This is a genomic window from Sphingomonas flavescens (assembly GCF_030866745.1).
GTDB classification, from domain to species: Bacteria; Pseudomonadota; Alphaproteobacteria; order Sphingomonadales; family Sphingomonadaceae; genus Sphingomicrobium; species Sphingomicrobium flavescens.
Map to the genome: position 1 here is coordinate 2,620,059 of NZ_CP133016.1, position 26,458 is coordinate 2,646,516.

Below are 26,458 nucleotides of genomic sequence, written 5' to 3' on the forward strand. Positions count from 1 at the left end.
GGCTTAGCCCGGCTTCATGCGTCTGCATGGGGTCAACGGTTGGGGTCCTGACGCTCGCTGAACACAAATCGAACACAGCGAGGTTTAAGTGGCCACAATCACCAAGCGTAAGAATGGCTGGAGCGTACAGATCAGGCGCAAGGGCTACCCGCAACAGACGCGGACGCTGCTCACTAAGGCGGAAGCTCAAGCATGGGCGCGTGAACAGGAAGGGCGCATCGACCGCGCGCTTGCTCCCATCAACCTCAAGATACTCAAGGGGACAACGCTAAGGCACCTGATCGAACGGTACCTAAAGGAAGTCACCCCGACCAAAGACAGCGAGTACACAGAAGCTGCGCGGCTCAAGAAGGTGCTACGCGAGCAAGCCTTCTGTGACCTACCGCTTGCTGATCTGACCCCCAAGGTCTTCGCCGATTACCGCACAGCTCGCCTTGCCAAAGTAAAGGCTGGTACCGTTCATCGGGAGCTTGGTCTTATCCGGCACGCCTTGGAGGTTGCGCGGCGGGAATGGGATATGGACCTGCTCAGCAATCCGCTAGACCGCGTGAAGCGTCCTAAGCTGGCCAACGCGAGGGACAGGCGGCTCGGGCCGGGTGAATATGAGCGGCTACAAAACGCTCTGCTACGCACCCGCAATCCGGTGGTTGCCCCGGTAGTTGAGTTCGCCATCCACACTGCGATGCGCCGTGGCGAGATACTGGCGCTGCGCTGGGAGCAGGTGAACTGGCTACAGCGGACGGCCTACATCGCCGACAGTAAGACCGGAGTGCCGCGTACCATCCCGCTACTGGATGGAGCTTTGGCGGTCCTCCAACGGCTGCGTCCCGAGCTTCTCCGTGGCGCCGTGTTCCCGATCACCATGGAAGCCCTCAAACAGGCGTGGGAGCGGGCGCGAGACCGGGCAGGGCTTGTGGACCTTCATTTCCACGACCTACGCCATGAGGCCATTTCCCGGCTCTGCGAGATGGGGCTGACGCTGCCGGAGGTGGCATTGGTAAGTGGCCATAAAGACCCCCGGATGCTGTTCCGGTACGTGAACCTACGGCCTGCCGATTTAGCAGCAAAGCTGCAAGGTCGCGGCTGGCAGCAGCCTTCTTATTCGGGCGAAGTCGCGGCATAGTTGCACGCGATGATTTACACGCGCCGGACCATCCAGAAGTGCTTGGACGAGCTTGATGTCATTCCCGATGAGGGGATGCAGAAGTTAGTTGAGCGCCTCAATGACGCTTCGCCCGCGCGCCTTCCCACGATGTGGGAGGTGGTCATTCTCCATGCTCTGTCGGGGCTCGGCACCTTGGAGTACGAGCGGGCGCAATCAACCGGGAAACAGCCCGACATCTCGTTCGCAAACAGTGATGGGGTCGCCTTCGTAGCAGACGTGACCTGCGTGTCCGACAGTGGGCTTGATGATAGCAACCCCGTCCGTGAGCTTTCCGAAGCACTGGAAGCCTGTAAGACCCGCCTAGGATTGCCAATCGGGGGACTATCCCTCCGCATCGAAAGCGAGCGGGCTGTCTCCGCTTCTGGAGAGCACACAAGGCTGCTGCTCCCTGACCGTAAGGACATCGCGGCCTTTGTTCGCAAGAGGGTCGAACCAATCTTCAGAGAGCAACTTGCGTCGGGCGCAACGGTCCTAGTCTGTGACATCAACGAGCCTGGAGTGTGCTTCAGCGCCAAGGTCGAGGGCGAGCGGTTCAATAACATCTCTTATCCATCGTACGACCAGCCGCGATCACTGACGCGGAACCCTTTGTTCAATGCGCTGAAGCTGAAGGCCAAGAAGCTAAAGGGTATAAGTGGCCTAAAGGGTGTGATTGTTTGCGATGGCGACACCCAGACGTTGCGCCCGGCTACTCCGCAGTCGGACAGGGGCTTTACCGAACGAAAGATCGCCGCGGAGTTCCTTAGGCAGAACTCGTCGGTCCACTTCGTGCTTACGGTTTCGGTCAAGGAAAGCCCGCCGACATGGGATGCCCGAGACCGGGAAAGGAAGCTGGCGTTCAACCTAGTGGCGCAGCGTGGCTTGGCCGAAAGCTCCAGCCTTGAACAGATTTTCCGGGACATGGCCGGGCGGATGCCCGAGCCAAAGGAGATGCCGGTCAACGCCGCCCTCCGCGCGCGTGAGCGTGGTTTCGGCTGGGGCAAACATGGAGGTTACACGATGTCGAGCAGGTCGCTGACAATCAGCTCAAGGCTGCTCATGGAAGTGTTGGCAGGCAAGCGCAGTCATGCCGAACTTAACAGCCTGCAACGCTGGCGCTCCATGAGTGAACCGCCGGACAATGATCGCTTTCCTAACCCGTTCGAGCGTTGGCTCGCCGAGGGCAGATTGCCTGTGTCCTTGTCCCTTGAGCAGGACCCGGATGGTCGGGATGATATGATCACTATCAAGGTTGGGGAGCCTGACGCAGCAATCGCTCCGTTCAGGGTGCCGGAGCGTAATCCCTCGGCAGCTTAGCTGGCGGCGGCTTGCACCTGCAAAAGGTAGTATAGGCCGCTTCGCCTAACCTGCTGCTGCTTCTGACCCTTCGCTGCGAGTTCATCAAAGAACTGCGGGGCGTAGGCTAACAGCACTTGGGCTAAGGCTGCACCGGGCGACATTGTGAAGCACTTGGTTGCGACGGACGGGAGGATGCGAACACCGTCGATCGCTCTCTTGTACCATGGCCGCGCGGGGTCGTTGGCGAGCTGCCTAAGCTCATCCAACGCAGGTACGATTTCCGTTTGAATTAAGAAATCGGTTTCGCGGGCTAGGTCTTCGGCGGACACCCCGGCCAGCTTCCCTTTCCACTCACCTGCATAACGGAGCATAGCTCTACGAAACGCGCGCAAGTGAGATTGGTTAGCTTCTCGGAACTCCATCAGGTCCTCGGGCCTAAGAAGCGGTAGGTCGGGCAGTACTACCTTCATCGTTTCAAGAGCTAGGAACGCAGACAACGCCTTGGCATCGCTCAGGTCATCTGTTTTCACTCCGGGGATTGGCAACCCCGGCGCATCACTCATCAGGGGCAAGCCTTTCGCGCTCGCTTTGAGTAGCGCCCCGGCCTCGTAGTAATAATCCCCGGGGTAGGTGAGATGCTCTTCGCTACCGGGGATGCCCTTGTGGTGCCAAGTCGAGAAGACGGGGGTGAAGCCTTCGCGCGGAGGGCCCCAAACGGCCTCATAGATGTTATTAACAAGCTCTTCGTCGGCTTGCTGATCATCGAGGTCTGCTTCCCTTGCCCGATCAAAGACTAAGAAGCCGTCGAGCTTCTCGGCTGTCTCGGCGAACTTCATCATACCCAGCAGAACCTGACTGTCCCGGTCACGCAGGTTCAAGGATGCAATGCGTTCAATCTCCGCTTTCCACGCCGCACGATCATAATCTCCCCGAGGAAGGTAGACGCCCGGGAAATGCACTTGATCGAAAATGCCGCCGAGCGCGACCAGCGTCGCTAGGTTTCGAGGTATCGGGGACGCGTAATAAACAGCATCCAACTGGAGCGTGTGGTCGAGGTTTTGACTACTCACAACTGCGTCGCTCCCACTCCACAACCTGTACCTAAGGCCCTTACGTGAGAGCCCATCTGATTGATAACAGCAGATGACTTCCCCCCATACCCCAAGGCATGAGAGCGAGCTGCCAACCTAGCTTCAAAGTTAGCCGGCAGCAGGCTGTCGCCCAACGGCGTTGACCCTTGTTTGTTCTCCCCCCATGGTGCAGCTTATGGGTGTTAATCTCGATAAGCCACATCTTTGGAAACAGGACGTGGCCGCTTCCGTGGACATGTACAATGCGTGGTTCATGGAGTTCGCGCCGCAGGCGTTTAGAAACACGCGGATAGGCACAACCGCGAGCGTTGAAGCCGCCTTGGCTGCGACGGGGAACCTTACCGACATACAGCCTAACCTTCTTCGGCAACGCCCGGAAATCCTGCCCACGTTGCGCATGTCCACTTGTCCGCCAATCGCTGTTGATCGCCTCATCGGCCTCGCCTCCGTGAACCCCGGCGTCGTCAAGTGCATGGAGAAGGAGGGTAAGGTTCCTGGTCGTATGCCCGTTGGTCTCCTGAACGCCGAGCTGCAAAAGATCGCGGACATCATCGAGAAGATGGCCGACCCCGATATATTCGTATGGCTAGCACGCGGTGACCAGCCCAGCGACGCGGAGGTGCATCGTGCTGCTACTATCGTTGCCGATCGTCTGTGCGGAGCCGTTGCCAACCCCATTATCCGTAACGCTCAAGAGCAGAGGCAGCTCGCTAAGATCAAGGCTTGGCTTGAGGCGCGCGGTTACCAGCAACTCGTAGCGGGTGACGGCACAACATTCGACGGTATGACCCCCGGCACCTTTAGCTTCCGGATGAATGTCCCCGTTACCGTAGGCGACAAGTCGGTAAATATCCCGGTGGATGCGGTGATTATGCCTCTGGACCGAGCCGTTGGGCAGTTGCCCGTGTTCATCGAAGCGAAGTCAGCAGGCGACTTCACCAACACCAATAAGCGGCGAAAAGAGGAAGCGACTAAGATGCAGCAGCTAAGGGCCGACTACGGCCCCGCCGTTGAGTTCAACCTATTCCTATGTGGCTACTTTGATAGCGGCTACCTCGGGTACGAGGCTGCTGAGGGTATCGACTGGGTTTGGGAGCATCGCATCGACGATCTGGCCGAGTTCGGCATCTAATGACACCCGAGAAGGAGCTGCACAGGCTGTCGCTGCAAAGCGAGCTGGACGGTCGCAAGACGCAAGCCGAGCGCAACAAGCTGGGGCAGTTCGCAACGCCAACGGACTTGGCCGGTCACATACTTAAGTATGGCGTTGGTCTGTTAGGTGACGCACCAATCCACTTCCTCGACCCTGCTATCGGCACGGGTTCATTCTACTCCGCGCTTAGGCGTACGGTGCCAGCCGATCGCATCAAGGAAGCTGTCGGGTACGAGATTGATCCCCACTACGGTGAGCCAGCGGTGGCCCTCTGGCAGGATAGCGGATTAGACCTAAGGCTGACTGACTTCACGACGGCTGCCCCGGAACCGAACTTCAATCTCGTGATCTGTAATCCGCCTTATGTGCGGCACCATCACCTAGGGCAGTCAGAGAAGGTCCGCTTGCAGGAGCTGGTTCGTAGTAACAGCGGAGCGAGCATTGGTGGGCTAGCAGGACTGTACTGCTACTTCATGGGTGTGGCCCACGCGTGGATGGCTCCGGGCGCTATTGCTGGTTGGCTAATCCCGAGTGAGTTCATGGACGTGAACTATGGACGGGAGGTCAAACGTTACCTGCTCGACAAGGTGACCCTTCTGCAAATCCATCGCTTTGACCCCAACGATGTGCAGTTCTCCGACGCGCTGGTGTCATCGGCTGTAGTCTGGTTCCGTAACATCCCGCCGCCTAAGGGCCATGAGGTCCACTTCACCTTCGGCGGGACGCTAGACAAGCCCCACGTCGAACGCTTCGTCCAGCGGGATGCCCTATCAATCAATGAGAAGTGGACGCGCTTCCCCAAGCACGATGTTCGCAAAGCCAACTCGGTCCCGACCGTCGGGGACTTCTTCAAAATCAAGCGCGGCATAGCCACAGGTGACAATGGCTTCTTCATCTTGTCGGACGAGCAGCTTGCTGCCTTCGATCTGCCGCGTGAGTACTTTCGGCCCATCCTCCCTAGCCCTAGGCACCTAAAGGGCGACGAGGTTCCCGCAGACGAAAATGGGCTACCCCTCTTAGAGAAGAGGCTGTTCTTATTGGACCCGCGCATCCCCGAAGAGGAGTTAGCTGGTAAGGCTCCGGAACTCTGGGAGTATCTTCAGACCGGACGCGCAAGAGGACTGCACGAACGATACCTCTGCCGAACACGCAGGCTCTGGTACCAACAAGAGGACAGACCGGCTGCGCCCATCGTCTGTACGTACCTGGGCCGGGGAGATTTGAAGTCGGGCCGACCCTTCAGATTTATCCGCAATCGCTCATCGGCCACCGTCGCTAACGTTTACCTCTGCATGTATCCGACGGCACGGATGCAAGCTGCACTGGAGGCCGACCCAACGCTTCTGGACCAAACTTGGCGCTATCTGAACCAAGTCCCTGCGGAAGAACTCTTGGGCGAAGGCAGGGTGTACGGCGGGGGCTTGCACAAACTTGAGCCGAAGGAGTTGGCTAACGTCCCGCTCCCCGCGTTGGCCGACCTTGTGCCGGAAGCAGCGCCTCCCCGTCAGCTCGAGATGTTGGACGCCTAAGTAGAGCTTTCGCACTCAACGACCTGTCCTTGGGTGGCTACGCGAGAGCTGATCTGACTGATTATCAGTGTTGGTTTTCCCCCATACCCCCATGGTGTTGTGTGCACCGGCTCGAAAACGACCGCTTACGATACAGCCGTCAAACCTGTACCGAAAACTATGTTGACAGCTATTACGATACACCTTTAGTTACGAGCCACCATTCCGATACAGGAGAAGAGTTGTGGCGCGTACCTTTGCCTATTGTCGCGTAAGCACTGCCGACCAGACCGCGGAGAACCAAGTTCGCGAGATTGAGGCGGCTGGCTTTAAGGTCGAACCCAAACGGGTAATCACGGAAACAGTGTCGGGGTCCGTGGCGGCGGGGGAGCGCTCCGGTTTCGCCAAGCTGCGGGACAAGCTCGAAAGCGGCGACGTGCTTATCGTAACCAAACTGGACCGCTTAGGCCGTAATGCCATGGATGTCCGGGCCACCATCGAAGCCCTCGCGGCAGACGGGGTGCGGGTCCAGTGCCTAGCCTTGGGCAACATGGACCTGACAAGCGCAGCGGGGAAAATGACCATGGGCGTCATCAACGCGGTCGCCGAGTTCGAGCGGGACTTACTGATCGAACGGACGCAATCAGGTCTGGCCCGCGCTAAGGCGTCCGGCAAAGCTCTAGGAAGGCCGTCAGCGTTGTCGGACAAAGCCCGACAGGAAATCATACAGCAGCGCCGTGAAGGCGTTTCCTTGGGCATCCTAGCGAAGCATTATGGCGTATCGCGCGCCGCCATTCAGCGCGTTGAGCGGAAAGTCTCGCAAACAAGTCGGGACGGGTAAATCTTCTCTAATGGGTTCTGATCTAGTTGCCGCAACGGGGCTGCGACAGCGGCCAAGTGCTAGGGTGCGGGGGGTGCCAAGTAAGTGGGTAGAAGAACGGGCTACGGTCGGACCAGCAATCAGCGGCGTCGGCAATCGCGCGGCCAACCGAAGGAAATGACGACAGCAGATGTTGTCAGCTTCTTCGGTCTCCTTCTGCTCATCGGCCTGATCTTCGATGCAACGCGTTGGCTTAGCATCACGCTGCTGGTCCTGATCGGCGGTGGCACAGCATGGTACGCCTATGCCAAGCTCAGGCGAAGCGCGGATACCCGAGCGTGGCAAGCTCAGATGGAAGCCGAGCGTGCGGCTGAGTTTCGCCGAGCGAGTGCAACTATTGAGGGCAGCATCGCCGCTATCGTTGCGCAACATATGCCAACACTTGCCCGCAAACACAGGCAGCTTCTGCAACCCGATGAGTACGGCGTCACCAACAGTAGCCGCTGGGACAAGGAAGTTGACCGCTTTGTGCAAGCAGTTCTGCACCCCGCTCTGACCAGCGGGGAGCGCCAAGTCTTTGACCACAACACGGGTTCCTATCGCCAGCGTCTGCGCGACCAGATTGAGGTTGGTGCGGCAAAGTTCGCGGCCCAGCAGGCGCGACAGTTTCGTAACTGCGGCAGCGGCGACGATCTAACCCCACGCGACTTTGAGCATTGGTGCGCTGAAACTCTTCGGGACCACGGATGGGCTGCGAGGCCAACCCCCGCTTCGGGCGACCAAGGCGCTGATGTGGTTGCGGAGATGCACGGACATCTGGTGGTCATTCAGTGCAAGCTTTACTCCAAACCCGTAGGCAACAAGGCTGTCCAAGAGGTTCACTCGGCCCGAACGTTTTACGGAGCCACGGCTGCTGCCGTTGTCTCCAACGCAGGCTTCACCCCATCCGCTCGCACTTTGGCGCGGTCCACCGGGGTTCTGCTATTAGATCGGACCGAGCTGCCGCAACTTGGAATGCTCGTTAGGCGGGCGAGCTAGTGGGACGCACCGGCTTTCGCGGTATGGGAGAGCAAGCGCGGTTCGCAGCGAAGCGCCGTCGAAGGCGATTGCAAGGCTGGGTTCGGTTCATCGCTTTATGGGCCGCTGCGGCGCTGGCAGGTACAGCCTATGGCGCGGGATGGCTGGACGGGCTGTGGCAGCCCCACTCTGCGACCCATGCGGAAGGTACGGCGGTCCGCGCCAACTTCTCGATGTGCTTCATCGGCGGCGGCTACAACTGCGTAGTGGATGGCGACACCATCTGGCTTGAGGGCCATAAGATCAGGATAGCGGACATCGACGCGCCGGAGACGCACGACCCTCGCTGCCAGTCCGAGAAAGAGCTAGGCGACCGCGCTACGCTAAGGCTGCAACAGCTCCTCAATGGAGGCAACATCACACTGCAACCAATCGATCGCGACAAAGATGTGTACGGACGTGAGCTACGCCTTGTCCTCGTTGATGGGCGCAGCGTTGGCGATACGCTTGTCAGCGAGGGGCTAGCTCGCTGGTATGAAGGCAGCAGGCGTCCGTGGTGCTAACGAGGGAACGCCCTCCGGGCTTAGGCCGCCACGACACCGGCCGCAGCATATCGGGCGTAAACGTCATGACCGTTCCACGATGTCGGCATTGCGGACCGCAGACCGTGACTGTTTAGGCGGGCATCCTCGTCGGACGTTATTACGCCAAGGCGGTACCAGCGGCGCAAATGGGCGCTAATGGCTTCGCTCCTCGGCTCAAAGGTTTCCTCGAACATCAAGCCCACGATAACCCGCAGCGGCACGGCATGATCGACCATGAGCCGGACTGCCGTACTCTTTGCTTGGCGCTGTTCAGCATACGAGGAGCCGTCCCTTGTTGCTAAGTCCAGTACCGCAGCAGCGGCTAAAGATTGGAAGTGCATTGCACGGAGCGCAGGGCCGTGGGTCCGGGCGCAAGGGTTGTTGAACCAGATGGGGCGGTCACCGTCAGTTAAGTGGCCGGTCCCTGTCTCGAAGGCGTACCAGTTATCAATGAAGGTACGGAAGGGTGCGCCCTTGTCACCAACCTTCAGAGCAATGGCGATGTGGTCGAGGTAGCTTTCAGCTATCAGTGCGCGGCGGTCCACTAGCAACTCCAGACCTAGGTTTGGGTACCCCGAGCTGGTACCCGCCCACTGTTATTCGGCACACTGATGCGGCAGCCTATCCAAGTAGATGTTGCCTCTCAATACCGGCGTCGCGTAACCGCCGCACTGCACTAACTGGCGGCGAGCGTCCGACGTAAGCTGCCATCTCCATACATCCGACAGAACTGCCGTGGCGCAGGTAGAGTAGTAGCGTTCAAGTGTACCAAGACCGGATTGCCAATGAGGAGACATTCTCCGCCGAAGAGCTAGAAAACTCCTTCCCCCTGGACATTGGCCGTAGGTTCAACAGCGAAGCCGGCGTGCGGCTTAGAGACGGTGTGTTGGCCGCTATGGCAGCCAAGGAGGAGGCAACCGGCGAACGTAAGCGCAAAAGGCGACCCAGCGCGGAAAAGCGGCTGCGAGATACGGTAGAGGCCCTGCTTTGCAACCTCGCTGCGGGCCACCTCAATGAATATGACCCGGAGCGGTATGTAGGGGTTAGCTTCAACACCAGCGCCTATTCGCACACTGACTTAGATGCCGTGGTTATGCGGTCCTGCCGCGATCATCTACTGGAAGAGGGGTTGATTGAGGTAGCGGCAGGCTTCCGAAACCATGCGGCAAACTTCGGCCGGAGAAGCAGGCTAAGGGCCAGCCCGCGGCTAAGGAACCTAATAGACGATCTTGGCTTGGGGCGGCGGTCGCTAACGATCGCGCACAGCCAAATCATCCGTATCAAGCAACCAGTGGAGAGCCTGCCGCCTATTCCCAATCGGGTGGAGGCAAGCCGGGATCTTCTCAGTGCCATCAACGCACGCTTGGCTGTGACCGACATTCGCTTGGATGCTGGCTTAGAGGCAGTGCTGAAAACCAGCCCCATTGAGGATGAGGGGGAAGATCAGGACGCACGGGACCGTAAGCGCCGTTATGCCGGGGACCGTACTGCGAAGGCGCTCTATCGGGCCTTTAAGCATGATTGGGGCCATGGGGGCCGCATCTATGGCGGCTGGTGGATGAGTGAGAAGCGGATATGGCGACCGTACCTGCGGATTGATGGGCAGAGGACCGTCGAACTCGACTACAAGGTGCTTCACCCTCGATTGCTTTACCGCAGAGCTGAAGCCCCAATGCCGACTGACCCTTACCTATTCGGGGATTGGGGTTCGGAGGATATGCGTAACTTGGGGAAGCGGACCTTTAACCGCTTGCTCAACAGGGTCGAGCGCGACCCAGCTAAGCGACTGACCATGCGAGCAGCTAGGGGTGACCCAGCCATCCTACCGAAGGGTACATCCTTCAAGCAGTACCTTGCCACGTTTGCCCATCACCTAAGCGAGATACAGCACTGGTTCGGGACGGGAGAGGGCATCCGCTTACAGTACGAGGACAGTGAGCTGGCCATCTCCGTGCTTAGGAGGATGGAGGGGCTTGGGATTGTGACCCTGCCCATCCACGACAGCTTCATTGTGGCCAAAGACCATGAGGCTCAACTGCATGATACCATGGTGGAAGCCTTCTTTGAGCTATTTGGAGAAGTCCCGGCGATAGACCGGAAGGACCCCCGAGATTTTCCCCTTTCAACGTCCGGGCTGGTCCATAACTGAGAGCGTTAAGCGACCGTCCGTCCGCAAGCTTCACCCATGGGGCGAACTTTGCCAATGGAGCCTTCGATTACCAAGTCCCCGCGCCCCCACGGGCCGCAGTCCGATGCCCGATTTGCGCTTCACCAGCGCCAGCCCCGAGCCGACAAGCTGGATGCCCGGCAGCGGCGGCTATGCGATGCGGACCCGTCGTTCATGGCAGCCCTCAGGAGCCGCGTGAGCAGCGAGGAGCGGTGGTCCGCCTTCATGGACGGGGCGTCCTACTACATCGCTCTGGAGAAGCCCTGCTTGCGCTGTGGCGACTTCCGGAAACGGACCCGTGATCGGTCCTGCTACCGCTGCCACTTGCTGCGGGGTGCCGAGAACTTTGAGCGGATGAAGGCGGGCCTTGCCCCAAAGGTCATGCGGAACAAGGACAGCCACCTTGACCTGCTAGATCGGCAGCGTCGTGAGCGGGATGGCGATTGCATAACCCGCGAGTTCGGGACCATCACGGTAACGCGGTGGCCCACCGGGCGCTTAGAGGTAGTGTTTCCTGACGGGTACCATGAGCGCGACCTCGCCAACCGGAAGCCCGAAGAGGTCTACCGCGCCATGGAACTGCTGCCCGAGCTTAGGGACGCGCTGATTTGGGCGGGTTGGTATTAGCAACAACTGCCATGCTACCGGCTAGCCGCATCGAAGTTAGCAGTGGTAGTTTAAGTGGTAGAGCAAGCCCCCAAGCAAATCATCGATAACCCGTTCTATCGCGGTATCCAGAGGTATCATGATGCTCGGCACGACTTTTCTTGCTTCAAGCGAATGGCCGAGAGGGACGCTGCATCGATAGCGGCAAAGTTACCCAACTACGCTGACTTGGAAGCGTACACGAGCTTCGTAGTATTCGATCGCGAAGAGGGGGCAGTCCAAGTTGGCTTCGGCCATCGCCCGATGGGCAACCGCAGCAGTAAGGACCCTGTGAGCAGTGAGACTGGAGCCACACTCGTCTATTCCCTGGGGCCTACGGGTCACGTTGCCACAATTCTTTATCCCGCAAAGTCGGATGTGGCGCGGGTTCGCGAGGAGCTGATCTTCTTGCGCGTTAAGCGTATCGGCGCTCTGCCCCTATACGAGTGTCTAGCCAAAGATTTGGGTCGCCTGATCGCCTATGAGCGGGTCACCAGTTTGGATACGAGCCCCGCACTAGCCGACAGGTTGATCGTCGGTTGGCTTCGCTTCTGGAACCGGATGCAGATTGGCTCCGAGACGAAAGGCCCACGGGCCTTTGAGCGCGCTGGGCAGCTCGCAAGCTTTTCCAGTGCGCGGTTCACAGGTGCGCTGTTGGGGGCGGTGCTCAAGCCGGTCGGTGTTCTGGTCGTCGCCTACCTGCTCATACGCTTTGGGATGCCTGCCCTCGCAGGCACCTTGCTAAACAAAGGCTGACCCAACACAATCTGAACACAACGGGCTTGCCGTTGGCGTCATCTACAAGCTACGCCGTCCGACAGCGGGTGCCAGAAAACCTTGGTTTTCTGGGCGTTCCGAAGGAACATGGCGTGTAGCTCAGTGGTAGAGCACTGTGTTGACATCGCAGGGGTCGCAAGTTCAATCCTTGCCACGCCCACCATTTTTTCTGATATTTCAAGCAATTACAGCGCTCTTCGCAGCGGCGTCGTATCACTCGGTTGCGGTTGGAAACCGAGCGGGCTAAAGGGCGGGCAAGCCGCCTCCCTGGCGGGCTACAAGCTGATGTCGATCGGTGATTTGGTGATTGTGTCGAGGCAAGAAGCGGGGATGAGTTCCAGCCGCTACCGCTTTGCGCGGATTCTTTCTGTCGCGGGCATTCTTGTCGGAACCAGCGGGTGCAATCGCGGCATCCTCGATCCCGTCGGGCCGGTCGCCGCGGCCGAGAAGCAAATCCTCATCAATTCGACAGCGATCATGCTGGCGATCATCATTCCGACGATGATCGCGACGGTCGCGGTCGCGTTCTGGTTCCGCCGCGGCAACAAGAAGGCGGTCTATCGGCCTGACTGGGAATATTCGGGCGCGATTGAACTCGTCATTTGGGCCATCCCGGTGCTTACCATCTTGCTGCTCGGCGGCATTACCTGGATCGGCAGTCACCAGCTCGACCCGCGACGGCCACTCGACTCGAAGGTCCCGCCGATCACCGTCCAGGTCGTGTCGCTCGATTGGAAATGGCTCTTCATCTACCCGGACCAAGGCGTTGCGACGGTCAATAAGCTCGTCATTCCGGCCGGCACGCCGGTCAATTTCCAGCTGACCTCGGCGACGGTCTGGAACACCTTCTTCGTCCCGCAGATGGGCAGCATGATCTACACCATGCCCAATATGACCACGCGCCTGAACCTGCAGGCGGACCGCGTGGGCGTTTTCGAAGGACGCTCCGCGCATTTCAGCGGCGACGGTTTCCCGGGCATGGAGTTCAACGTCTACTCGATGCCGCCGCAGCAATTCGCGGCGTGGGCGCAATCGGCGCGGTCGGGTGCCGCACTCGACGCGAAGACCTATCAAGCGCTCGAACGTCCGAGCAGCTACGTCAGACCGATGACCTTCGGCGCGGTCCAACCCGGATTGTTCGACGCGATCGCGATGGGAAATCACGCGCAGTCGGCCCAGCAACAGCGACCGCACAACCTGCCGTCGCCGGGGGCATCGACGGCGCAACCCGAGAGCCCGATCGAAGGGCCGTCACCCAAGAACCAGCCCGCCGCCAAGTCCGTGCCGGCGTCCGGAGTGCCTGAATGAGCCCGATCTTTGGCAAACTGACGTGGGAGGCGATCCCGTTCCAGGAGCCGATCCCGCTGATCACGTCGATCGTGGTGCTCATCGGGGTGGCGGCGATTGGCGCCTGGATCACAAAGATCAAGGCGTGGCCGTTTCTGTGGAACGAGTACATCACGTCGACCGATCACAAGAAGATCGGCATCATGTACATCGTGCTCGGACTGGTGATGCTGGTCCGCGGCTTTGCCGATGCGATCATGATGCGCGCGCACCAGTTCCTCGCCGTTGGCGAAGGGCAGGGGTATCTGACCCCAGAACATTACAATCAGATTTTCTCCGCCCACGGCGTGATCATGATCTTCTTCGTCGCCATGCCGCTGGTGATCGGATTCATGAACTTCGTGGTGCCGCTGCAACTCGGCGTTCGCGACGTTGCCTTCCCGACTCTGAACAACGTTAGCTTTTGGCTGAGCGCGTCGGGCGCGCTGCTGATCAACATCAGCCTGTTCGTCGGTGAATTCGCGCGCACCGGCTGGCTCGCCTTTCCGCCGCTTAGCGAGAAGGCGTTCTCGCCCGGCGTCGGCGTCGATTATTACCTGGTGGCGCTGCAAATATCCGGCGTCGGGACGACGCTGACCGCGGTCAATTTTGTCACGACGATTCTCAAGATCCGCGCGCCCGGCATGAGCTATTTCCGCATGCCGGTATTTTGCTGGACCAGCCTCGCGTCGAGCCTGCTGATGCTCGCCGCATTCCCGGTGCTGACCGCCACGCTCGCGCTGCTGATGCTCGACCGGTATCTCGGCTTCCACTTCTTCACCAATGATGGTGGCGGCAACTCGATGCTTTACATGAACCTGATTTGGGTTTGGGGGCATCCGGAGGTCTACATCCTCGTCCTGCCCGCGTTCGGCATCTATTCCGAGATCGCGGCGACCTTCTCCGGCAAGCCGTTGTTCGGTTACCGCTCGATGGTCTTTGCGACGCTGGTGATCTGCATCCTCTCGTTCACGGTGTGGTTGCACCACTTCTTCACCATGGGCGCGGGTGCGAACGTCAATGCGATCTTCGGCATTGCCTCGATGCTGATCGGGATCCCGACCGGCGTGAAGATCTTCAACTGGCTGTTCACCATGTACGGCGGCCGCGTGCGCTTCAGCGTGCCGATGCATTACCTCATCGGCTTCATGCTGCTGTTCGTCGGCGGCGGCCTGACCGGTGTGCTGCTGGCGATGCCGCCGGTCGATTTCGTCGTGCACAACAGCCTGTTCCTGGTGGCGCACTTCCACCACGTCATCATCCCGGGCGTCGTCTTCGCGATGTTTGCCGGCTACACCTACTGGTTCCCCAAGGCGTTCGGCTTCACGCTCGACGAGCGTAGCGGTAAGGCTGCCTTCTGGTGCTGGTTCATTGGCTTCAATCTCGCGTTCATGCCCAGCTATCTGCTGGGCTTCTGGGGCGGGACGCGGCGCATGCAGCACATTTCCGACCCGACTTGGAAGCCATGGCTTGGCCTGGAGCTGATCGGCGCCTTCTTCATCGCGGCGGGGATCGCGTTGCTGGCCTTCCAGCTAATCTATTCGATCCGCACGCGCGACAAGCGCCGCGACATAACCGGCGACCCGTGGGACGGCCGCACGCTGGAATGGCTGACCTTGTCGCCGCCGCCGCACTACAATTTCGCGGTCCTCCCGGACGTCCACGGCGAAGAGGCCTATTGGCATCGCAAGAAGCTGGCGATCGAGCGCGCGACCCTAATCCCCGAGCCGGCTTACCAGCCGATCGAGATGCCGCTGGCGACGCCGACCGGCGTGGTCGTCGCGTTCTTCGCGACCGTCTGCGGGTTCGCGGTCATCTGGTACATCTGGTGGCTCGCGATACTCGGTCTGGTCGGCGCCTTTGCGGTGATGGTCTGGTACGCCTGGCAAGATGAGCATGAGCACATCATTCCGGTGGAAGAGGTCATCAAGAACTCGCGCGAGCGGCGCCGAATCCGTCAGCAGAACCTCCAGAACCTGAGCCAATCCGTATGAACGTTGACACGTCCAACGTCAGCCTGACGCACTACGGATCGGAGGATACGGGGCTCGGGCATCGCGGCCCCGAGTCCAAGAGCATCGTCGTGCCTTACGGCTTCTGGCTCTTCGTCCTGTCGGACATGGTGCTCTTCTCCGCCCTGTTCGCAACCTATGCCTCGTTGGTGAATGCCACCGATGGCGGGCCAACGGCGATCCAGTTGTTCGACCGTGGACTGGTAGCCGTCGAAACGATGGCGCTGCTGTTCTCCAGCTTCACCTGCGGTCTTGCCATCATCGCCGCCAAGCGCGGATCGATGAACTGGACGCAGATCTGGCTGGCGGTCACGGGCGTTCTGGGCTTCGTCTTCCTGTGCATCGAGCTCTACGAGTTTACGCACATGATCGGCGAGGGCGCGCCGCCGCAGCGCAGCGCGTTCCTGTCGAGCTTCTTCACCCTCGTCGGCACGCACGGCCTCCACGTCTTTGCTGGCCTGCTGTGGCTCGGCACGATGATGGCCCAGATCTATGCCAAGGGCTTTCGCCAGCACATCATGCGGCGGCTGCTGTGCTTCAGCATCTTCTGGCATGCCCTCGACATCATCTGGGTGGCCATCTTCACCATCGTCTATCTGATTGGCACGCTGCCATGAGCGAACACGAACATCAGGAACTGCACGACGTCCCCCCGGGCGAGCCGCACGACAATATCGTCAGCGAGACAGGGGCGTACGTCATTGGCCTGGGGCTGGCGCTACTTCTTACCGCGATCTCCTTCTGGGTCGCGTCGACGTCCTCGATCTGGGGTCCAGGCGTTGCGGTCGGCCTTGTCGTGCTCGCCATCGCGCAGATGGGCGTGCACCTGGTGTTCTTCCTTCACATCACCAGCGGCCCGGACAACACGAACAACGTGCTTGCGCTCGCCTTCGGCGTGCTAATCGTATTCCTGGTGATGATCGGAACGATCTGGATCATGTCGCACCTTGCGGCGAACATGGGCCCGACGCCGGAGATGATGAATCTCCAGATGCAGAAGGGTTAAAGACCGAAGCGGCTTAGAGGCAGGCTTCCAGGTAGGGCTGGTCGAAGCCGAACTGCTTGGCCTTTTCCAACGTATAAGGACGAAGACCCATCGAGCGGTATTCGCCGATGATCTTGCCGTCGGCCGTCTCGTCCAGATACTCGAACTTGAACAGCTCCTGGGTGACGATGACGTCGCCTTCCATGCCGATCACTTCGGTGATGTTGGTCGTGCGACGCGAACCATCGCGTAGACGCTTCACCTGCACGATGAGATCGACCGAGTCGGCGATCTGGCGTGAGATGGCTTCCTTCGGCACCTTGATGTCCGACATCATCACCATGTTCTCCATACGCGCGAGACATTCGCGCGGGGAGTTGGAGTGGAGCGTCGCCATCGAGCCGTCGTGACCGGTGTTCATGGCCGCGAGCAAGTCGAAGCACTCCGGTCCACGAATTTCGCCCAGGATGATGCGGTCAGGGCGCATACGCAGTGCGTTGATGACGAGGTCGCGAATGGTGATTGCGCCCTGGCCCTCGAGGTTCGGCGGCCGCGTTTCGAGCGGCAGCCAGTGCGGCTGCTGCAGCCGAAGCTCGGCCGCGTCTTCGATGGTGATCACGCGCTCGCCCGGGTCGATCATCTTTGACAAGGCGTTGAGCATCGTCGTCTTACCCGAGCCGGTACCGCCCGAGATGACCACGTTCATGCGGGTCGCCCCGGCGATCTTCAGCACGGTCGCCATCTTTTCGGACATCGACCCGAAGCCGCGCATCATGTCGAGCGTGATCGGCTTCTCGGAGAACTTACGGATGGAGATGGCGGTCCCGCGCAGCGAGAGCGGCGGGATAATGACGTTAACGCGGCTGCCGTCCTGAAGACGGGCGTCGCAAAGCGGGGAGGTCTGGTCGATGCGACGGCCGACCTTGTTCACGATGCGCTGGGCGATCTGGAACAGATGCTCCTCGTCGCGGAATTGGATCTGCGCGATCTCGAGCTTGCCCTTGCGCTCGACGTAGGTTTGCTCGGGGCCGTTGACCATGATGTCGCTGACGGCCGGGTCGGCCAGCAGTTCTTCGAGCGGGCCCAGGCCGAGCAATTCGTCGACCAGCACCTTTTCCAGCGCGAACTGCTCGCGGCGGTTCAGAGTGATCTTCAGCTCGGCGAGGACTTCGGAAATTATTGGGCGGAATTCCTCGGCAAGCTCATCCTTGTTGAGCGTCGCCGCGGCTTCCGGATCGACCCGCTCGAGCAGACGCGGGAGCACCTGTTCCTTGATGCGGTGCACCGAGGCTTCGAAGCCTTCGACCTTGCTGCTGCCCTGTTCGCCGCTGGCGTTCTGGCGCGAGTTGAGGCGGTCCATGGCGCCGCCGAGGGAGGGCGACGATTCGGCGACGGGCGCCTCGGGTTGCGCGAGCTCGTCGATCGGCGGGAATTGCTCACCCCCGCCAACACCCGCTCCACCCTTCATGGGCTTGGCGACGCCGAAATTGGGGCGAGGACCGCTCACACCCCCACGCTTGCCGAATGCGCTCATGCTTGTTGCCACTCGCTAAACTTGAGTTCCGCGAGGATCATTAACGCCAGATGCCTAAGGAAAGACTAACCGTGCGCCTCAGCGTCCGCGAACGCAGTCGCTGCCAGGAGCCTCGAGCGCCGAGCGTTGCTCATAAACGAGGAAGCCCATACGGCTGACCAGCGCGTAGTGAGTCAGCAAGTGTACGAAAGCCGGATCACGCATGAAGTAAGCCAGCGGCTCCGGCTGTGCGACGATGCGGCGCGGTGGAAGGCAGCGGAAATCCGCAACGGTCTGCGCGGTCACTCGTCGTCCAAGCTCGATGAGCGCCGGGTCGGGCTGTTCCGCCTTCTCGTTGAGCAGGAGCGCTCTCAGCATCCAGAAGCCATTATAGCGCGACGGATAGCGCCAGCCGTGTTGCAGGGTGATCGACCAGGCAATGGCCGTGTCTTCTGAAATGAAGGCAACGGGAACGCCCGCCGGCAAGCCCGCAACCGCCTGATTCAGATCGCGGCTGGGCAGGCTGGGGTTAGCGGCCTCGCCCGCTGACAGCGAGAGTGGCAGGCACAACAGGGCGGGAGCCCCGAGCCGAAGCAGCCGCAACTTCTCTGTGGAATAGGCCAGTACGCTGGCGAGCGCGATTGCGCTGCAGCCGAGCATCGGGATCGCGTGATAGGTCCAGCCCTTGAACTGGATGAAATAGGCGGCGGCGAAGCCGATGGAGGCAATTAGCAGTGCTTGGACCAAAGGGATGCCTCTGACCGCTTTTTGCGCCGCAAGCAGGACCGCGATTAGGACCAGTCCGACCGCCGCGAAGGGACCGAGAAGATACAGGAAGCCGGGCGCCGAGAAGATGCCGTAGGCCTGGCCCAGCAATGGAACGATGAGTTCGACATAGTCACGCTCGGCAAAGATTGCCGCGGCGTAGACCAATCCTACGCCGGCAATCGCCACGGTTTCGGGCCGCAACGGCCGCCAACGACGCAGCGAGGATGCCAGTAACCATGCTTCGAGCAAGACCGGCACGATCAGGAAATAGTGCTTGAGCGCGAAGCCCAGCCCGGCACCGATCCCGACCGCAACCGCCAGTATCGCCGAGACGGGCCGGGAATCGCGCCGTGCGGCAATCAAGGCCGCATAGGGCAGTGTCGCGATCATGACGATCTGCTCGCGCTGGCCGACGTGGGCCCAAGGCATCGCAAACACCGTGGCGGCTGCATAGGACAACAGTAGGCTGCGGCGCCCGGCGTCGAGCTCAGGGAGAAGGCGGTCAGTAGCCGCCAGCGAAAGCGCCACGGTGCCGCCGATGGCGACTATCAAGACGGATTCGATTCTAAGGCTCAGCAGGGTGGCTACGCGTTCGATGGGGAGCGCCATCCAGAACCAGAGTGGGGGATTGGTCTCGACGATGTCGCGGTAAAGGTCCGCGCCCGCCTGAATCCGCCCGGCGATCCAGAGTTGCCAGGCCACGTCGGAATCTACCGTACCGCTCAGTCGGGCAATCGTCAGGAGAGCGAGAATTCCCAGTGCAATCTGCAGTGGACGCGTGTCATCAACCCGTTTGGACGGCTCAACACTGTCTGCAGCGACGATTGGCGAAACGAAGGACATCCGTCGCCACCTTTAGCGGCGGATGGTAAATGCGGCGCTAAGCGGCTGCGGCGGTTCCCGCGCTCTCGGCGAGCACGGTTAGTCCCTTGTCGCTGACCTCAGCAAAGCCGCCGGTGACTTCGATCCGCTCGGGCTGGCCGCCCTGGCTGCGGTAGACAGCGATGGCGCCGTTGCGGAGCGTGGTCATGTAGGGCGCGTGACCGGCCATGATGCCGCTTTCGCCCTCGGTGCCCGGAACGACGACCATGTAGACGTCGTCGGACATCACCAGCCGGTCCGGCGTGACGAGCTCAAAATGCAGATCGGCCATTATTCCTTGCCTTCAAGAGTCGATGCGATTTGGGCGTCGAATGCGCGGGTGGCCGCGTCGAATTTGTCGCGGCACCCCGGGTTGCAGAAGCCGACGACCTTGCCGCGATATTGCGTCAGGCTGTCCACGCTGACCGGCTTGCCGGACCAGGGACAGACGTGGTTGACGCAGTCATCGAGGCTGGGCGCGCCGGCCAGGGCTTAAGCGTCCTGCGCCAGCTTCTCGGCCTTGGCGACCGCTTCCTCGATGCCGCCGACCATGTAGAAGGCAGCCTCCGGAAGATGGTCGTACTCGCCGTTCACCACCGCCTTGAACGAGCGGACGGTGTCTTCGACCTGGACGAACTTGCCCGGGATGCCGGTGAAGACTTCGGCGACGTGGAACGGCTGCGACAGGAAGCGCTGGATCTTGCGGGCGCGGCTGACGACCAGCTTATCCTCTTCGGAAAGCTCGTCCATGCCGAGGATCGCGATGATGTCCTGCAGCGACTTGTACTTCTGCAGCGTCTCCTGGACGGCGCGAGCCACTTCGTAATGCTCCTGGCCGACGACGGCCGGAGTCAGAACGCGGCTGACGGAGTCGAGCGGGTCGACCGCCGGGTAGATGCCCAGCTCCGAAATCGCGCGGCTCAGCGTGGTCGTTGCGTCCAAGTGGGCGAACGAGGTCGCCGGCGCCGGGTCGGTCAAGTCGTCGGCCGGCACGTAAATGGCCTGCACCGAAGTGATCGAGCCCTTGTTGGTCGAGGTGATGCGCTCCTGCAGCGCGCCCATGTCGGTCGACAGGGTCGGCTGATAGCCCACGGCCGAAGGAATACGGCCGAGCAGCGCCGAAACTTCCGAACCCGCCTGTGTGAAGCGGAAGATGTTGTCGACGAAGAAGAGCACGTCCTGGCCTTCCTGGTCGCGGAAATATTCCGCCTGGGTCAGGCCCGAGAGAGCAACGCGGGCGCGGGCTCCCGGCGGCTCGTTCATCTGGCCGAACACGAGGGCGACCTTGGAGCCTTCGGGCGTCGGATTGCCATCGGCGTCCTTGGCGATAACGCCCGCGTCGAGGAACTCGTGGTAGAGGTCGTTACCCTCGCGGGTCCGCTCGCCGACGCCGGCGAACACCGACACGCCGCCGTGACCCTTGGCGATGTTGTTGATCAGTTCCTGGATCAGCACGGTCTTGCCGACGCCCGCGCCGCCAAACAGGCCGATCTTGCCGCCCTTCGCATAGGGGGCAAGGAGGTCGATAACCTTGATGCCGGTGACGAGGATGGCGGCTTCGGTCGACTGGTCGACGAAGGCCGGCGCCTCGGCGTGGATCGGGGCCGAGAGGTCGCTGCCGATCGGACCGCGCTCGTCGATCGGCTCACCGATGACATTCATGATGCGGCCGAGCGTCTTCGGGCCGACCGGCACGCGGATCTGCGAGCCCGTCGCGCTGACGGTCTGGCCGCGGGTCAGGCCGTCGGTCGAGTCCATCGCGATGGTACGGACGACGTTCTCACCGAGGTGCTGGGCGACTTCGAGGACCAGGCGATTGCCGCCGTTGTCGGTCTCCAGCGCCGACAGGATCGGCGGCAGGTCGCCTTCGAACATCACGTCGACGACGGCGCCGATGACCTGGCTGACGCGGCCGGTCAGGTTGCTGGTCGTCGCCGGCGCCTGCGTATCGGCGGGCGCAGCCTTCTTGGTGCGGGTCTTGGCGGGAGCGGCGGTGGCCATTGCTGTTTCCTTGCCTTCTAGCTTCGTTAGAGCGCTTCGGCGCCCGAGATGATTTCGACGAGTTCGGTGGTGATCGCGGCTTGGCGCTGACGATTGTACTGGATCGACAGGCGGTTGATCATGTCACCGGCGTTGCGGGTCGCATTGTCCATGGCGGTCATCTGCGAGCCGTAGAAGCCGGCCTGGTTTTCGAGCAGCGCGCGATAGATCTGGATCGCAATGTTGCGCGGCAGCAGGTCGGCGAGGATTTCCTCTTCGTCCGGCTCGTACTCGACCGCCGCTGGCGGACCACTCCTGGCAGTCGCCTCGGTATCGTTGGCAGCGCCCGCCTGGACCGGGATGATCTGGTCGATCGTCGGTTCCTGCACCAGCGTCGAACGGAAGTTCGCATAGGCGAGGTGAACCACGTCGATGCCGTCCGTCATGTAGCGGTCGACCAGGTCCTTCGCGATCGCCTGCGCGTTCGCATAGGTCGGCGCCTTCATCTCGCTCGTGTCGTACTGCGCGATGATGCCTTTGGGGTAGAAGCGCTGGATCACCGGGCGACCCTTGCGGCCGACGATGTAGAACAGGACTGTCCTGCCCTGCGCGGTCAGTTCTTCGGCCTTGCGTCGCGCGGCGCGGACAACGTTGCTGCTGAACGCGCCGGCAAGACCGCGGTCGGCGGTTGCCAGCACGATCAGGTGCGTGTCGTCCTTGCCGGTGCCGGCAAGCAGCTTGGGCGCCTGCGGACCCGCCGTCACCCGCGAAGCGAGCGACTGGACGACGTCCGTCATCCGCGACGAATAGGGACGGCCCGCCTCCGCGCTCTGCTGCGCACGGCGCAGCTTCGCCGCGGCGACCATCTTCATCGCCTTGGTGATCTTCTGCGTCGACTTAACCGAGCCGATGCGAAGCTTGAGGGCCTTCAGCGAAGCCATTTACGCAAACTGCTTCCCGAACTCGCCGAGCGCATCCTTGAGCGCGGCGGCGGTGTCATCGTCGAGCGTCTTGGTGTCGCGGATCTTGGCCAGCACGTCGGCCTTCTCCGAACGGAGGTAGCTCAGCATCGCAGCTTCGTAGCGAACGACATCCTTGGTATCGACGGCGTCGAGGAAGCCCTGCGTACCGGCATAGATCGAGGCGACCTGCTCTTCGACCGGCATCGGCTGATACTGCGGCTGCTTCAGCAATTCCGTCAGTCGCGCACCGCGGGCGAGCAGCTTCTGCGTCGAAGCATCGAGGTCCGAACCGAACTGCGCGAACGCCGCCATCTCGCGGTACTGCGCGAGCTCGAGCTTGATCGAGCCGGCGACCTTCTTCATCGCCTTGGTCTGCGCGGCCGAGCCGACGCGGCTAACCGAAAGGCCGACGTTAATCGCCGGACGGATGCCTTGGTAGAACAGGTCGGTTTCGAGGAAGATCTGGCCGTCGGTGATCGAGATCACGTTGGTCGGGATGTAGGCCGACACGTCGCCCGCCTGCGTTTCGATGATCGGCAGCGCGGTCAGCGAGCCACCGCCATTGTCCGAGTTCATCTTGGCCGCGCGCTCGAGCAGGCGGCTGTGCAGGTAGAAGACGTCGCCCGGATAGGCTTCGCGGCCCGGCGGACGGCGCAGCAGCAGCGACATCTGGCGATAAGCAACGGCCTGCTTGGAGAGGTCGTCGTAAACGATGACGGCGTGCATGCCGTTGTCGCGGAAATATTCGCCCATCGCGCAGCCGGTGTAGGGCGCAAGGAACTGCAGCGGAGCCGGCTCCGAAGCGGTCGCGGCGACGACGATGGAATATTCCATCGCGCCATTCTCTTCGAGCGCGCGGACGATCTGCGCGACCGTCGAACGCTTCTGACCGACGGCGACGTAAATGCAGTAGAGCTTTTGCTTCTCGTCGTTGCCCGAATTGGCCTGCTTCTGGTTGATGAAGGTGTCGAGCGCGACGGCGGTCTTGCCGGTCTGGCGATCGCCGATGATGAGCTCGCGCTGACCGCGGCCGACGGGGACCAGCGCGTCGAGCGCCTTGAGTCCGGTCTGCACCGGCTCGTTCACCGACTGGCGCGGGATGATGCCCGGCGCCTTGACCTCGACGCGGCTGCGCGCCTCGGCGACGATCGGGCCCTTGCCGTCGATCGGATTGCCGAGCGCGTCGACGACGCGGCCGAGCAGGCCCTTGCCGACGGGAACGTCGACGATGGTGCCGGTCCGCTTGACGGTGGAGCCCTCGGAAATGTCCGAGTCCGACCCGAAGATCACGACGCCGACGTTGTCGGCTTCGAGGTTCAGGGCCATGCCCTTCGTGCCGTTGTCGAATTCGACCATCTCACCGGCCTGGACGTTGTCGAGCCCGTAGATGCGGGCGATGCCGTCGCCGACGGAAAGCACGGTGCCGACTTCCGAGACCTCGGCATCGGCCGAGAAATTCGCGATCTGGTCGCGGATGACGCGGGAGATTTCAGCGGCGCGGATATCCATGGTGTTGCTTAGCCTTTCATCGCGGAAGCGAGACGGTTGAGTTTGGTGCGGATGGAAGCGTCGATGCGCTGGCTGCCCAGCTTGACGACGATTCCGCCGAGGATGTTGGGGTCGATCGATGCGTCGATGTTGACGTCGCGGCCGGCACGGGCACGGAGCTGCTGCTTGAGGGCGGCGAGCTGGTCATCGTTCAGCGGGTGCGCGGTGACCACTTCGGCATTGGCTTCGCCGCGATGCTCGGCAGCGAGACGGCGAAACGCGCGGATGACGTTGCTCAGCTCGTTCTTGCGGCCGTTGCGGGCAAGCACGCCGAGGAAGTTGGCGGTGATCGGATCGAGCTGAAGCTGCGGCGCCAAGGTGGCGAAGGCCTCGCCGGCCGCTTCGCGCGACACCAGCGGGCTCGCGACGAGGTCACCGAAATCCTTCGAATCGACGAGGGCCTGGCTGAGCCCTTCGAGGCTCTTGCTCACGGCCTCGATTTGCCGCTGGTCGCGGGCAAGGTCGAACAAAGCCGACGCGTAGCGCCCTGCTAAGCTGGCCCGAATGCCGCCGGATGTCTCCACGCGCGAAAAGCTCCAGAACTGGAATTGCCCCGATTTGAAAAACGGGGCGTGAAAACGGGTTGCCCCGCACGCCCCACCATCGGTTGCGAGGCCCCTAGCAAGGGGCGCCAAACGATGCAACCGGCAGCTTTCAGGTTTGACCGCAAGCTGCCGGAAGCGGCCAAATCTTCCCGTCCGTAAGCAACGGTCATGACATATCGAATCACCGGGATCGATCCCGCGCCATATCGCCATCTCCACGGGCTGACCGACGCTGAATTGGCCCCGCAAGGTGTCATACGCATGATCGTCACCGCCAAGCCCAGCTTCCCATGCCGTATCAGTCTGACCGACCGCGAAATCGGAGAAAAGGTGCTGTTGCTCAACCACGTTAGCCACGACGTGGCGGGACCTTATCGTGCCAGCCACGCGATCTTCGTCAGCGAGGGCGAGACCGAAGCGGGGGAATTCGTCGACGAAGTGCCGCCGGTATTCGAGGCGCGGGTGCTGTCGCTTCGCGGGTTCGATGCTGGCGGGATGATGGTCGATGCACTGCTCACTCAGCCAGGTGAAGCGGATGCGGGCATCCGCCAGCTACTCGCTAATCCGGCGATCGAAACCATCCACGCCCACAACGCCACCCGCGGCTGCTTTGCGGCGCGGATCGAAAGGAACTGACATGGCAACGCTTGCACCGCTTCGTAACGAGCGTAATCCGCCCGCCGTGGACAATGTCGCGCGCCTGGATCCCGACACCGCCTGGGCCGCGTTCATGCGCCGCGACCGCGCCTGGGACGGGCGGATCATCGGAGCGGTCACCACGACCCGCATCTATTGCAAGCCGAGCTGCCCCGCCCGGCGCCCGGAGCGCGAGAACGTCGAATTCTTCACTAGCACAGAAGAAGCCCGGACGGCCGGGTATCGCGCGTGTCTGCGTTGCAAGCCTGACGAAGTTGGCCGCGATCGCGAGGCACTGACCAAGGCCATCGCCTTGATCGAGCACGCCGAGGAAGCGCCGACTCTGGACCAGCTAGCGGCCGCGGTCGGCTACGCACCGCACCATTTCCAGCGTCTGTTCAAGCGTGACCTTGGCATATCGCCTGCCGAATATGCCCGGGGCCTACGCAACCGCCGCGGCGAAGCGGCTTTGGAAAGCGAGGACCGCGTGACGGACGCCGTTTACGAAGCAGGTTATTCGGGCCCCAGCAGTTTCTACAGCGACGCTAAAGAGAGGCTCGGCATGACCCCATCGGCCTGGCGCGACGGCGGCAAGGGCGAGACAATCCGCTGGACGCACTTCGACAGCCCCATCGGTCAGATGCTCATCGCCGCGACGTCGAAGGGTATCTGCCGGCTGACGTTCGGCGACGATGAGGCCTCGCTTCGCCGCCGCTTCCCAAAGGCGACGATCGTCGAGGACCGAGGCGGGTTGAAGGAGCTGATCGACGGCGCGCTTGCCGCGATCGAACGTCCCGCGGCTGCCCACGACCTGCCGATCGACGTCGCCGGCACGGCATTTCAGGAGGCGGTCTGGCGCGAGCTCCGCAAGATACCGCCAGGCGAAACGCGCAGCTATGCGCAAATCGCAGCGGCAATCGGCCAGCCCGGCGCAGTCCGGGCCGTAGGAACGGCCAATGGCGACAACCACGTCGCCGTGCTTATCCCGTGCCACCGCGTGATCCGCAGCGATGGCACTCTGGGGGGCTATGCTGGTGGATTGGACAAGAAGCGTCAGCTGCTGGCCGCCGAGGGGCATCAGACGGCACCGCCGGAACTCCCGCTCTGACGAAATAAG

At 61.5% G+C, this 26,458-nt stretch carries 26 protein-coding genes; 16 read left to right on the forward strand and 10 right to left on the reverse strand.

Annotation, left to right across the window (positions count from 1 at the left end; all coding sequences use genetic code 11):
- Positions 1 to 88 precede the first annotated feature (88 nt).
- The gene (locus QU596_RS13495; protein ID WP_308516146.1) at positions 89 to 1,123 is read left to right on the forward strand and encodes an integrase; all 1,035 of its coding nucleotides are present in this window, start codon (positions 89 to 91) and stop codon (positions 1,121 to 1,123) included.
- A 9-nt stretch (positions 1,124 to 1,132) separates the two neighbouring features.
- On the forward strand, positions 1,133 to 2,461 hold the full coding sequence (locus tag QU596_RS13500; protein WP_308516147.1) for a hypothetical protein: 1,329 nt from the start codon (positions 1,133 to 1,135) through the stop codon (positions 2,459 to 2,461).
- Here QU596_RS13500 and QU596_RS13505 read toward each other — a convergent pair.
- The gene (locus QU596_RS13505; RefSeq protein ID WP_308516149.1) at positions 2,458 to 3,513 is read right to left on the reverse strand and encodes a hypothetical protein; all 1,056 of its coding nucleotides are present in this window, start codon (positions 3,511 to 3,513) and stop codon (positions 2,458 to 2,460) included. The two genes, QU596_RS13500 and QU596_RS13505, sit on opposite strands and share 4 nt — an antisense overlap.
- A 196-nt stretch (positions 3,514 to 3,709) precedes the next feature.
- On the opposite strand from QU596_RS13505, the gene QU596_RS13510 reads away from it, so the two are divergent.
- From QU596_RS13510 to QU596_RS13530, 5 genes are all read left to right on the forward strand, one after another.
- Positions 3,710 to 4,666, forward strand: coding sequence for a XamI family restriction endonuclease (locus tag QU596_RS13510; RefSeq protein WP_308516150.1), 957 nt, complete (start codon positions 3,710 to 3,712; stop codon positions 4,664 to 4,666).
- Positions 4,666 to 6,216 (forward strand): Eco57I restriction-modification methylase domain-containing protein, encoded by a 1,551-nt coding sequence (locus tag QU596_RS13515; RefSeq protein ID WP_308516151.1) that lies wholly within the window; start codon positions 4,666 to 4,668, stop codon positions 6,214 to 6,216. Before QU596_RS13510 ends, QU596_RS13515 begins: the two co-directional genes overlap by 1 nt.
- A 223-nt stretch (positions 6,217 to 6,439) precedes the next feature.
- Positions 6,440 to 7,036: a recombinase family protein gene (locus QU596_RS13520; protein ID WP_308516153.1), complete on the forward strand. Its 597-nt coding sequence runs from the start codon at positions 6,440 to 6,442 to the stop codon at positions 7,034 to 7,036.
- Between the two features lie 156 nt (positions 7,037 to 7,192).
- Positions 7,193 to 8,053 carry a restriction endonuclease gene (locus tag QU596_RS13525; protein WP_308516155.1) on the forward strand — a complete coding sequence of 287 codons (861 nt, stop codon included), beginning with the start codon at positions 7,193 to 7,195 and terminating at the stop codon, positions 8,051 to 8,053.
- Positions 8,054 to 8,121: 68 nt separating this feature from the next.
- Positions 8,122 to 8,595, forward strand: coding sequence for a thermonuclease family protein (locus QU596_RS13530; protein WP_308516157.1), 474 nt, complete (start codon positions 8,122 to 8,124; stop codon positions 8,593 to 8,595).
- A gap of 20 nt (positions 8,596 to 8,615) precedes the next feature.
- Here the strand turns inward: QU596_RS13530 and QU596_RS13535 are convergent, their stop codons facing one another.
- Positions 8,616 to 9,161, reverse strand: a complete 546-nt coding sequence (locus tag QU596_RS13535; protein ID WP_308516158.1) for a hypothetical protein — start codon at positions 9,159 to 9,161, stop codon at positions 8,616 to 8,618.
- A 218-nt stretch (positions 9,162 to 9,379) separates the two neighbouring features.
- Between QU596_RS13535 and QU596_RS13540 the strand changes: the two genes are divergently transcribed.
- The 7 genes from QU596_RS13540 (at position 9,380) to cyoD (ending at position 16,549) form a co-directional block, all read left to right on the forward strand.
- Positions 9,380 to 10,765 carry a hypothetical protein gene (locus QU596_RS13540; RefSeq protein WP_308516160.1) on the forward strand — a complete coding sequence of 462 codons (1,386 nt, stop codon included), beginning with the start codon at positions 9,380 to 9,382 and terminating at the stop codon, positions 10,763 to 10,765.
- A 213-nt stretch (positions 10,766 to 10,978) separates the two neighbouring features.
- Positions 10,979 to 11,410 carry a hypothetical protein gene (locus tag QU596_RS13545; RefSeq protein ID WP_308516162.1) on the forward strand — a complete coding sequence of 144 codons (432 nt, stop codon included), beginning with the start codon at positions 10,979 to 10,981 and terminating at the stop codon, positions 11,408 to 11,410.
- Positions 11,411 to 11,464: 54 nt separating this feature from the next.
- Positions 11,465 to 12,184, forward strand: coding sequence for a hypothetical protein (locus QU596_RS13550; RefSeq protein ID WP_308516164.1), 720 nt, complete (start codon positions 11,465 to 11,467; stop codon positions 12,182 to 12,184).
- 351 nt (positions 12,185 to 12,535) lie between these two features.
- Positions 12,536 to 13,513: a ubiquinol oxidase subunit II gene (cyoA, locus tag QU596_RS13555; RefSeq protein WP_308516165.1), complete on the forward strand. Its 978-nt coding sequence runs from the start codon at positions 12,536 to 12,538 to the stop codon at positions 13,511 to 13,513.
- The gene (gene cyoB / locus QU596_RS13560) at positions 13,510 to 15,525 is read left to right on the forward strand and encodes a cytochrome o ubiquinol oxidase subunit I (protein ID WP_308516166.1); all 2,016 of its coding nucleotides are present in this window, start codon (positions 13,510 to 13,512) and stop codon (positions 15,523 to 15,525) included. Before cyoA ends, cyoB begins: the two co-directional genes overlap by 4 nt.
- Positions 15,522 to 16,160, forward strand: a complete 639-nt coding sequence (gene cyoC, locus QU596_RS13565; RefSeq protein ID WP_308516167.1) for a cytochrome o ubiquinol oxidase subunit III — start codon at positions 15,522 to 15,524, stop codon at positions 16,158 to 16,160. The genes cyoB and cyoC overlap by 4 nt, the downstream gene beginning before the upstream one ends.
- A complete protein-coding gene (cyoD, locus tag QU596_RS13570; RefSeq protein WP_308516169.1) occupies positions 16,157 to 16,549 on the forward strand; it encodes a cytochrome o ubiquinol oxidase subunit IV in 393 nt (130 codons plus the stop codon). Before cyoC ends, cyoD begins: the two co-directional genes overlap by 4 nt.
- A gap of 13 nt (positions 16,550 to 16,562) precedes the next feature.
- Here cyoD and QU596_RS13575 read toward each other — a convergent pair whose 3' ends face one another.
- The 8 genes from QU596_RS13575 to QU596_RS13610 all read right to left on the reverse strand — a co-directional run bounded on the left by QU596_RS13575 (position 16,563) and on the right by QU596_RS13610 (position 24,684).
- Positions 16,563 to 18,062, reverse strand: coding sequence for a TadA family conjugal transfer-associated ATPase (locus tag QU596_RS13575; protein WP_308516170.1), 1,500 nt, complete (start codon positions 18,060 to 18,062; stop codon positions 16,563 to 16,565).
- A 78-nt stretch (positions 18,063 to 18,140) separates the two neighbouring features.
- Positions 18,141 to 19,652, reverse strand: coding sequence for a hypothetical protein (locus QU596_RS13580; protein WP_308516172.1), 1,512 nt, complete (start codon positions 19,650 to 19,652; stop codon positions 18,141 to 18,143).
- Positions 19,653 to 19,689: 37 nt separating this feature from the next.
- Complete coding sequence (locus QU596_RS13585; protein ID WP_308516173.1) at positions 19,690 to 19,962, reverse strand: ATP synthase F1 subunit epsilon; 273 nt, start codon at positions 19,960 to 19,962, stop codon at positions 19,690 to 19,692.
- On the reverse strand, positions 19,962 to 20,090 hold the full coding sequence (locus QU596_RS13590) for a hypothetical protein (RefSeq protein WP_308516175.1): 129 nt from the start codon (positions 20,088 to 20,090) through the stop codon (positions 19,962 to 19,964). The genes QU596_RS13585 and QU596_RS13590 overlap by 1 nt, the downstream gene beginning before the upstream one ends.
- Before the next feature lie 72 nt (positions 20,091 to 20,162).
- The gene (atpD, locus tag QU596_RS13595; RefSeq protein ID WP_308516176.1) at positions 20,163 to 21,671 is read right to left on the reverse strand and encodes a F0F1 ATP synthase subunit beta; all 1,509 of its coding nucleotides are present in this window, start codon (positions 21,669 to 21,671) and stop codon (positions 20,163 to 20,165) included.
- A gap of 26 nt (positions 21,672 to 21,697) precedes the next feature.
- On the reverse strand, positions 21,698 to 22,591 hold the full coding sequence (locus QU596_RS13600; protein ID WP_308516178.1) for a F0F1 ATP synthase subunit gamma: 894 nt from the start codon (positions 22,589 to 22,591) through the stop codon (positions 21,698 to 21,700).
- Positions 22,592 to 24,121, reverse strand: coding sequence for a F0F1 ATP synthase subunit alpha (atpA, locus tag QU596_RS13605; RefSeq protein WP_308516180.1), 1,530 nt, complete (start codon positions 24,119 to 24,121; stop codon positions 22,592 to 22,594).
- Positions 24,122 to 24,129: 8 nt separating this feature from the next.
- Complete coding sequence (locus QU596_RS13610; RefSeq protein WP_308516181.1) at positions 24,130 to 24,684, reverse strand: F0F1 ATP synthase subunit delta; 555 nt, start codon at positions 24,682 to 24,684, stop codon at positions 24,130 to 24,132.
- A gap of 189 nt (positions 24,685 to 24,873) precedes the next feature.
- On the opposite strand from QU596_RS13610, the gene QU596_RS13615 reads away from it, so the two are divergent.
- Positions 24,874 to 25,341, forward strand: a complete 468-nt coding sequence (locus QU596_RS13615; protein ID WP_308516182.1) for a DUF1203 domain-containing protein — start codon at positions 24,874 to 24,876, stop codon at positions 25,339 to 25,341.
- Positions 25,342 to 25,435: 94 nt separating this feature from the next.
- Complete coding sequence (locus QU596_RS13620) at positions 25,436 to 26,449, forward strand: bifunctional transcriptional activator/DNA repair enzyme AdaA (RefSeq protein WP_420030987.1); 1,014 nt, start codon at positions 25,436 to 25,438, stop codon at positions 26,447 to 26,449.
- Positions 26,450 to 26,458: the final 9 nt, after the last annotated feature.

What these genes read in the sequence shown, in the direction of transcription:
- QU596_RS13500 (WP_308516147.1), top strand. Translation starts at nt 1,133, where the DNA reads ATGATTTACACGCGCCGGACCATCCAGAAGTGCTTGGACGAGCTTGAT.
- QU596_RS13510 (WP_308516150.1), top strand. Translation starts at nt 3,710, where the DNA reads ATGGGTGTTAATCTCGATAAGCCACATCTTTGGAAACAGGACGTGGCC.
- QU596_RS13515 (WP_308516151.1), top strand. Translation starts at nt 4,666, where the DNA reads ATGACACCCGAGAAGGAGCTGCACAGGCTGTCGCTGCAAAGCGAGCTG.
- QU596_RS13525 (WP_308516155.1), top strand. Translation starts at nt 7,193, where the DNA reads ATGACGACAGCAGATGTTGTCAGCTTCTTCGGTCTCCTTCTGCTCATC.
- cyoA (WP_308516165.1), top strand. Translation starts at nt 12,536, where the DNA reads ATGAGTTCCAGCCGCTACCGCTTTGCGCGGATTCTTTCTGTCGCGGGC.
- cyoB (WP_308516166.1), top strand. Translation starts at nt 13,510, where the DNA reads ATGAGCCCGATCTTTGGCAAACTGACGTGGGAGGCGATCCCGTTCCAG.
- cyoC (WP_308516167.1), top strand. Translation starts at nt 15,522, where the DNA reads ATGAACGTTGACACGTCCAACGTCAGCCTGACGCACTACGGATCGGAG.
- cyoD (WP_308516169.1), top strand. Translation starts at nt 16,157, where the DNA reads ATGAGCGAACACGAACATCAGGAACTGCACGACGTCCCCCCGGGCGAG.
- QU596_RS13575 (WP_308516170.1), bottom strand. Translation starts at nt 18,062, where the DNA reads ATGAGCGCATTCGGCAAGCGTGGGGGTGTGAGCGGTCCTCGCCCCAAT.
- QU596_RS13580 (WP_308516172.1), bottom strand. Translation starts at nt 19,652, where the DNA reads ATGTCCTTCGTTTCGCCAATCGTCGCTGCAGACAGTGTTGAGCCGTCC.
- QU596_RS13585 (WP_308516173.1), bottom strand. Translation starts at nt 19,962, where the DNA reads ATGGCCGATCTGCATTTTGAGCTCGTCACGCCGGACCGGCTGGTGATG.
- atpD (WP_308516176.1), bottom strand. Translation starts at nt 21,671, where the DNA reads ATGGCCACCGCCGCTCCCGCCAAGACCCGCACCAAGAAGGCTGCGCCC.
- QU596_RS13600 (WP_308516178.1), bottom strand. Translation starts at nt 22,591, where the DNA reads ATGGCTTCGCTGAAGGCCCTCAAGCTTCGCATCGGCTCGGTTAAGTCG.
- atpA (WP_308516180.1), bottom strand. Translation starts at nt 24,121, where the DNA reads ATGGATATCCGCGCCGCTGAAATCTCCCGCGTCATCCGCGACCAGATC.
- QU596_RS13615 (WP_308516182.1), top strand. Translation starts at nt 24,874, where the DNA reads ATGACATATCGAATCACCGGGATCGATCCCGCGCCATATCGCCATCTC.
- QU596_RS13620 (WP_420030987.1), top strand. Translation starts at nt 25,436, where the DNA reads ATGCGCCGCGACCGCGCCTGGGACGGGCGGATCATCGGAGCGGTCACC.